At 35.7% G+C, this 6,843-nt stretch carries 4 protein-coding genes and 2 pseudogenes; all 6 read right to left on the minus strand.

Annotated elements, in window-relative coordinates; all coding sequences use genetic code 11:
- Window positions 1–487 precede the first annotated feature (487 nt).
- The gene (locus F6K54_RS37500; protein WP_293089083.1) at window positions 488–646 is read right to left on the minus strand and encodes a hypothetical protein; all 159 of its coding nucleotides are present in this window, start codon (window positions 644–646) and stop codon (window positions 488–490) included.
- A gap of 154 nt (window positions 647–800) precedes the next feature.
- The gene (locus F6K54_RS37505) at window positions 801–1,403 is read right to left on the minus strand and encodes a TerD family protein (protein ID WP_293089084.1); all 603 of its coding nucleotides are present in this window, start codon (window positions 1,401–1,403) and stop codon (window positions 801–803) included.
- Window positions 1,404–1,565: 162 nt separating this feature from the next.
- The gene (locus tag F6K54_RS37510) at window positions 1,566–2,138 is read right to left on the minus strand and encodes a TerD family protein (RefSeq protein WP_293089085.1); all 573 of its coding nucleotides are present in this window, start codon (window positions 2,136–2,138) and stop codon (window positions 1,566–1,568) included.
- Window positions 2,139–3,023: 885 nt separating this feature from the next.
- Window positions 3,024–3,596, minus strand: a complete 573-nt coding sequence (locus F6K54_RS37515; protein WP_293089086.1) for a TerD family protein — start codon at window positions 3,594–3,596, stop codon at window positions 3,024–3,026.
- A 607-nt stretch (window positions 3,597–4,203) separates the two neighbouring features.
- Window positions 4,204–4,662, minus strand: a pseudogene (gene def / locus F6K54_RS37520) (peptide deformylase); the annotation flags it as partial.
- A gap of 26 nt (window positions 4,663–4,688) precedes the next feature.
- A pseudogene (gene ltrA / locus F6K54_RS37525) lies at window positions 4,689–6,622 on the minus strand (group II intron reverse transcriptase/maturase).
- Window positions 6,623–6,843 lie beyond the last annotated feature (221 nt).

Consider the following 6,843-nt stretch of genomic DNA (forward strand, 5'->3'; position numbering starts at 1 on the left):
AATTGAGTATTTGGGTAAGAATTGGGTAGACTTGGGCCTGGGATAATTTTTCCTTTGTATGTCTTCTACAACCTCTGATTCCTCTTGAGTTTTCACTACTCCCTACTCCCCTCCTGGGAGGGGCGAGGGGTGGGTCCCTACTCCCTGTCGAGCGCAAAAAGACTTTTGAGCGCAAACCCTATTTAGTCATTTCAGTTGAGATTGAGACAAGGGTTTTTGCCTAAGTGTTTGATTATTATTTGAAATTACTATAATTTGCGGAAATCGGATTAATATTAAAACCCTATTGAAAAAACCAGTATTTGAGCTTCTCAAAAATACTGGTTTTTTATCAGGAAAGGCAGAGGGCAGGAATCAGAAGACAGAAGGTAATTCTGACTCCTGCATAGCTGCCCATGACCGAAGAGAAAAAGGGTATAAAACACCACCGTCTACATAGTGCCTACAATTGTTTGGTATTATACCCCAATTAATTAGGGCTTGCTGATTAAATATCAAAGTATTGACAGATAAAGGATTCAGCCTTTAAAAGAGCGAAAAAAGTGCCTGGTTTTATGTTGAAAACCCTCAAAAACTTAGCATAAAAGACAGGGGGAATAGCAGAAAAATCACGATCAACAATTTTTCCGGCTATCTTTTCTATCATTCCTTGTTTCTCCTAACTATTCTAATCTCCCTCACTCCCCTACTCCCCTACTCCCCTACTCCTGAAAAAGACTTTTTCAGCAAACCCTAATTATTCCTTCTGCTCTCTGCCCTCTGCCTTCGTTTATTTTAAAATTGGGTAAGTATGGCAAAAATTATGTCATAAATGAAGAGACTACACCATTCATATCACTATCGAGAGGATCGCCCAAAGCACTAAATTTCCAAAGTCCATTATCTCGGTAAATTGCTCCCATTAACATTGATATTTTGCCCTGATAAGTGCCATTACCAGATAATGTGTGTTTTGCTATTTCTATTCCTTTATTATCAACAGCTCGAACAAAAGCATTTTCTACCATCCCAAATTGTTGTTTTCTTTCTTTAGCTTGATAAATGCTTACCGCTAGGATAATTTTTTGGTATTTTTCAGCAATAGAATTAAGTTTCAAAATTATTTGTTCATCATCTCCATCCCCTTCTCCAGTCAGATTATCTCCTGAATGAATTACTGTCTTATCTTTAGATTCTAAATGACCATAATAAATTACATCTTCTTTATAGTTTTTTACCTTGCCATTTTCTCCTAATAAAATTGCATAAGCATCAAGGTCAAAATCAGGTCTATTACCGAATAAACCAGCTAAACCACTTACAGATTTAGCAACATCCCATCCTAGACCCATTGTTAGTCGTGATAGATCGTATTCACTTTTATCAAGTACAATTCTTTGTCCTTTTTCCAAGTTAATAGTCATGTATTTCGTACCCTTTATAAAGTCTGAAAATTTTCAATTTAGTTAATCTGGTCGTAAGCATTCAGCTATTAGTAGTCAGCTCTCAGCTATTTAAACTTTAATTTTCCAAGTTTTGGATTTTAGCTATAGCTAAACCAAAATTGAACATAATCTCTATAGTTATTAGTAAACATATTTCTCGACAAAAGTTTGTAAACCTGCGTTATATCCTGTTCCCACAGCTTGAAATTTCCATTCATCATTTTTTTTATAGAGACGACCAAATTCTATTGCAGTTTCTCTCGAAAATTCTTCTTCTAATTCATATTTAGTTATTTCTTCTTGAGTTTCCAAATTGTAAATTCTAATAAACGAATTTTTAACTTGCCCAAAGTTTTGTCTTCTTTTTTCTGCATCGTGGATAGTCACAACAAAAAGTAATTCTTGAATACTAGAATTAACATTAGTTAAATCTACTTCTATTGTTTCATCATCCCCTTCCCCTTCTCCAGTTCTGTTATCTCCCCAATGCTTTACAGAACTATCTGGAGATTTTAAATTATTGTAGAAAACAAAGTATTCATCCTCTGGAATTTTTCCATTATCTCCTAACATAAATACAGAAGCATCTAAGTCAAATTCTACACCTGTATCAGTAGGATTAACATCCCAACCTAAACCAATACCTACTTTTGCTAGACCTGGCGCATCTTTAGAAAGATTAATTCTGTGACCTTTGCTAAGTTTAACAGACATTTATTTCCCTCTTTATATAACTAAACAGACGTAAGCATTCAGCATTCAGCTATTAGCCATCAGTTATTGTTTTTGGTGTGCAATAAAAGGTTAATTAATTGAGCTATAATTAAACCTTAATATGAAAGTTGGCTCCCTTAACCTTAAAGCTTATATTAATTTAAACACTCTCCTTAAGTGGATAGTCTTATTGCTGAGAGCTAACAGCTAATGGCGAAATGCTTACAAATAGACTAAACAGTTTCAAAAATTCTTTAAGGTGATAATTAATATTTTTCAGGGTCAGAATAATTGATAGATGTACAGTTAAGAAAACAACATGAAAATTAGAAAAGCAACATAAATTAATCTAGTATCTCTAATTTCTGCGACAGAAAGTCAAGATATATCATTTATTTATTCTACCTCCTGACTCCTACTCTCAATCTGTAACTTTGATGATTTTTTGAGTTGATTTAGAGAAGTTTTTATTGATTTGCTTCCCAATTGTTTGAGCAAATTTTACTGCCTAGAATTACAACTATATTCTTAACCGAATTTTATAGAAGCAGAATATTTATTGACCCATTAATAACTTCTCCAAGAATAAACTACAGATTGGAGATTTTGGATTACAGAAAAATTACTCTCTAAGCCAAAATACTAATTCAAAATTTACTGTCATCGCACAATAAAGAAAGAAGAAGCAAGGAGCGAATAAGCAAAAAATCTTGCTTTGTCTGAGTGTTAAGTTTTTGATATGTCCGCGCCTTTTCCTTCTAATGCTATATCGAATAATTAAGCTTTAAAGCTTTTCCCGAACAAGGAGAAAAAAAAGAAAAAATCTTTTTAGTAAATCTTCTTCCTTTTAAGGAATTATTAATTGCTAAACAGTTTATTACTTAATCAATTAGCATATTTCTGTACAAAGCTTTCTAAACCAGAGTTATAGCCTTCTCCAACAGCTTGAAATTTCCATTCACCACTTTTTTTATACAATTTACCAAACTCTATAGCTGTTTCCCTCGAAAAATCTTCTTCCAATTCATATTTAGTTATTTCCTGTTGAGTTTCTCCATCATAAATTCTGATATAAGAATTTCTTACTTGTCCGAAGTTTTGTCTTCTTTTATCTGCTTCATATATAGTCACAACAAAAACAATTTCTTCAATGGCAGAATCAACTTTTGATAAATCTACAGTGATAGTCTCATCATCTCCTTCTCCTTTTCCTGTACGACTATCTCCCATCGATTCAACTGCACCATCAGCAGATTTGAGGCTATTGTAAAAGACAAAATATTTCTCTTGAGGAATTTTACCATTTGCTCCTAACATAAATACAGAAACATCAAGGTCAAAATCTGAACCTGTATCTGAAACATTTACATCCCATCCTAAACCTGCTATGGCTGTTTTCATTCCAGGCGCTTCTTTAGATAGACTAATTCTTTCGCCTTTGCTGAGATTAATACTCATACTATTTACTCAATTGATTTACTATTTTTTACTACAACTAGCACAGTTATAATTACGAAAAACTTGAAAAACTATATTTTGAATATGACTAAACTTCTCCAGATTCTCTCATAAAAAAAATCTTGTTTATATAGTCTTTTCAAATGATTTGTAAATCTATAATATTTTCTTGCTTTTGACAAAAAAATCTGTGCTCCATGTTCCTTTTTGTTAACTGTTTATATTTACCGAATAATTAAGGTTTAAAGCCTCTCCTTTAAAGAAGAAACCAGAAAATATTTTCCTTTTATTCAATCCTCTTTCGTAAGCATTCAGCCATCAGCAATCAGCTAGCCTCCTCCGGAGGAACTGCGAACTTCAGCTATTGCTTTTAGTTTAAGATAAAAGCTTTATTAATTCTCTTACTACAAAAGTTTGCTCCTTTGCCATTAAAGTCTATATTAATTCAAACACTATCTTTAAGAAGAGAATCTTGTTGCTGATAGCTGACAGCTAATAGCTGAATGCTTATCCTGTTTACTTTTAGGGAGAGGTAATTATCAATTATCCATTATCAATTATCAATTATTGAAGACCCAGATAAAAATCCTCTAAATTAATAGATGAATTATACCCCTGTTGACAACTGATTCAAAATTTGTTTCTGATACTCATCTTCTGTCATTAAATCCTGGGTACTCCCCACACGATCTAAAAATACTATACCTTCTAGATGATCGTATTCATGTTGGAAGATTCTAGCAACAAAATCTGTAAATTCTTGTCTTTTTAGTTGTCCTTCTCGATTAATATACTCAACTTCTACTACTCTATATCTTGGCACTAAACCTCTAATTCCTGGCACACTTAAACAACCTTCCCAACCCTTAACCATATCTTCTGAATGAGAAATTATTTGAGGGTTAATCATTGCCACTGGCTCCATTTTTGGGGCATTCGGATATCTGAGATTGGGCCTCGATGCAACTATAAACAGGCGATCGCTACTTGAAACTTGTGGAGCAGCAATTCCCACACCATTTGTTTCAATTATTGTGGCAATTAAATTATCGATTAGCTCCTGTAAATTTTTGTTAAACTAAGCCATATAAGTTACCCTACCCGACTCGTCTTCAGAACCGGACGTGAGACTTTCACCTCATCCGGCTCCTCTCTTAAACGTCCCTTGTCATGGGTACATCCCTTCCTTAATATCAACATATCATCCACCCATAAATAACCTTCAGGCAAGTCCTGTAACTTCGGTTGTGTGTATGTCTTTTTATCTAAGGCAGTTTTAGTATCGTGGCAATGTCGGTGCAACAATTGTTTGTTATTATATGTGTTGTCACCACCTTTAGACCTTGGTGTTATATGGTCAACTTCCATTAGGTCAGTTGGTCTAAAGGTTAGTCCACAAGATGCGCATTTATTCTTTTGCCGTTTCAACAGCGTTGTGACTTCTTTCCTTACGCCTGGGTATTTACCGATTCTATTACTCCAATAAGTCCAGTCGCCGTCATAGGGTGATTTATTACCTTTTACTTTGACGTGCCTTATAATGGGGACATCCGAGTGCAGGTTTAGTATATATTCGCCGTCGTTAAATTCCCAGTTTCGGGTTCCTTTGTAGCGAGAGAAATACTTTTTCTTTACCCATTTGGCCGACTTATTTGGGTGCCTTCTGCTTGCCCATCTCCATAGTCTTTTCCATAAGAGATCATCAACTTTGCTGTATATCTCCTTACTGACTACAATCGAGAAGTAGTTAGCCCATCCTCTAATCACCGGATTTAGTTTGGCTATTAAAGCTTTAATAGGGACGGTTTTATGAGAATCACATATATCCGCCAGCTTCCGATAATGAGTTTTGATACTTTTGGAAGATGGTTTAATCAGCGTTTTATACCCCCGTTTGGTTGACTTTATCTTCCATTGCCTGATTGTGAATCCCAGAAAGTCAAATCCGGGTTTATTACCCTCGTACTCTTCCAAGGTGTGGGCAATTTTAGTTTTTTCTGGTTTTAGTTCTAATCCTACCTGGTTTAACCATTCTTGTATTACGGCTTTTGCTTGTAGCACTACTTTGATATCTTCGTGTAGGATTACGAAGTCGAGACTCATAGCGTATCAGGGAAAGACTTCGTACTTTGTTTTCCCAGCCTATTTGCTGTCCTTTACGATTCCTCATATCTAAGGTCTTGGCAAATTCATTAAGTCTTTCTTCCATACCGTGTAAGGCGATGTTTGCGCTTTTGGGGACTTATTACCCCTCCCTGTGGTGTACCTTCCACAGATTCTAGGAATTGATTATTGTCAAATACCCCAGACTTTAACCATTGTTTGATTAATCGTCTATATGGGGATTTTCCAATCTTTCCTAGAAGTGCATCATGGTTAATTCGGTCAAAACATTTGGATATGTCAGCATCTAGCACATATTTAGGCTTTTTGTTGATGCTGGCATAGATGGCTCCTATAGCATCATGTGTTGACCGTCCTGGTCTAAAACCATAACTATTAGGTTCAAAGCGCGCTTCCCACTCTGGTTCCATACCTAACTTAACCAAGGCTTGTAACGCTCTGTCGTACATAGTAGGGATTCCAAGAGGTCTCTTTTCATCCTTTCCCGGTTTTGGTATCCAGACTCTGCGGGTGGGGCTTGCTTTAAGATGGCGTGATGAAAGTAGGTTCACCAAGTTAAATCTCTGTATGGGTGTCAGGTTTTTGATTCCATCTATTCCTGCAGTTTTCTTTCCCTGGTTATCCTGTGTCACGCGTCTAACAGCTAGCAACCTTGCGTAGTAACTCTTTAAAAGAAGTTTTTGGTATCTGTGCATCTTGCGGAGTTCGCCACGGCTGGATGCAATGTATATCAATTTTTGTAATCGAAATACAGATTTCTCTACCTTCTTCCAATTAATATCCTTCCATTTAAGGTTAGGATTGATTGAAATTTGTGAGGGTATATCCTCTGTATCCCTTGCTACGCTTAAAAATGCTTTAGGATTCCCTAACTTTCTTTTCAGTGTCTGAGCTTTATTCATTACTATTCATTGCCTTACATTACGTCTAACAGTAGATACGTCTGCAAATTAATGCTTCTTACCCAATCCTACTCTCCCTAAAACCTGCAACTTTTGTGCAGATTGACCTTGAATGGCTTCCTAAGTTCTCGACCTATATTCTTAGGTGTCTTAGAGAGGTTTCCTCGTTCCCTTATTCCTTTATTACGGCTGATTTAGTGAGGCAAAATCTCCCGGAGGGT

It is taken from the genome of Okeania sp. SIO3B5 (genome assembly GCF_010692555.1).
In the GTDB taxonomy this organism is placed as follows: Bacteria; Cyanobacteriota; Cyanobacteriia; order Cyanobacteriales; family Microcoleaceae; genus Okeania.

Excerpts from the sequence above, each read along its gene's own strand:
- F6K54_RS37500 (WP_293089083.1), bottom strand. The coding sequence starts at position 646 with ATGATAGAAAAGATAGCCGGAAAAATTGTTGATCGTGATTTTTCTGCT.
- F6K54_RS37505 (WP_293089084.1), bottom strand. The coding sequence starts at position 1,403 with ATGACTATTAACTTGGAAAAAGGACAAAGAATTGTACTTGATAAAAGT.
- F6K54_RS37510 (WP_293089085.1), bottom strand. The coding sequence starts at position 2,138 with ATGTCTGTTAAACTTAGCAAAGGTCACAGAATTAATCTTTCTAAAGAT.
- F6K54_RS37515 (WP_293089086.1), bottom strand. The coding sequence starts at position 3,596 with ATGAGTATTAATCTCAGCAAAGGCGAAAGAATTAGTCTATCTAAAGAA.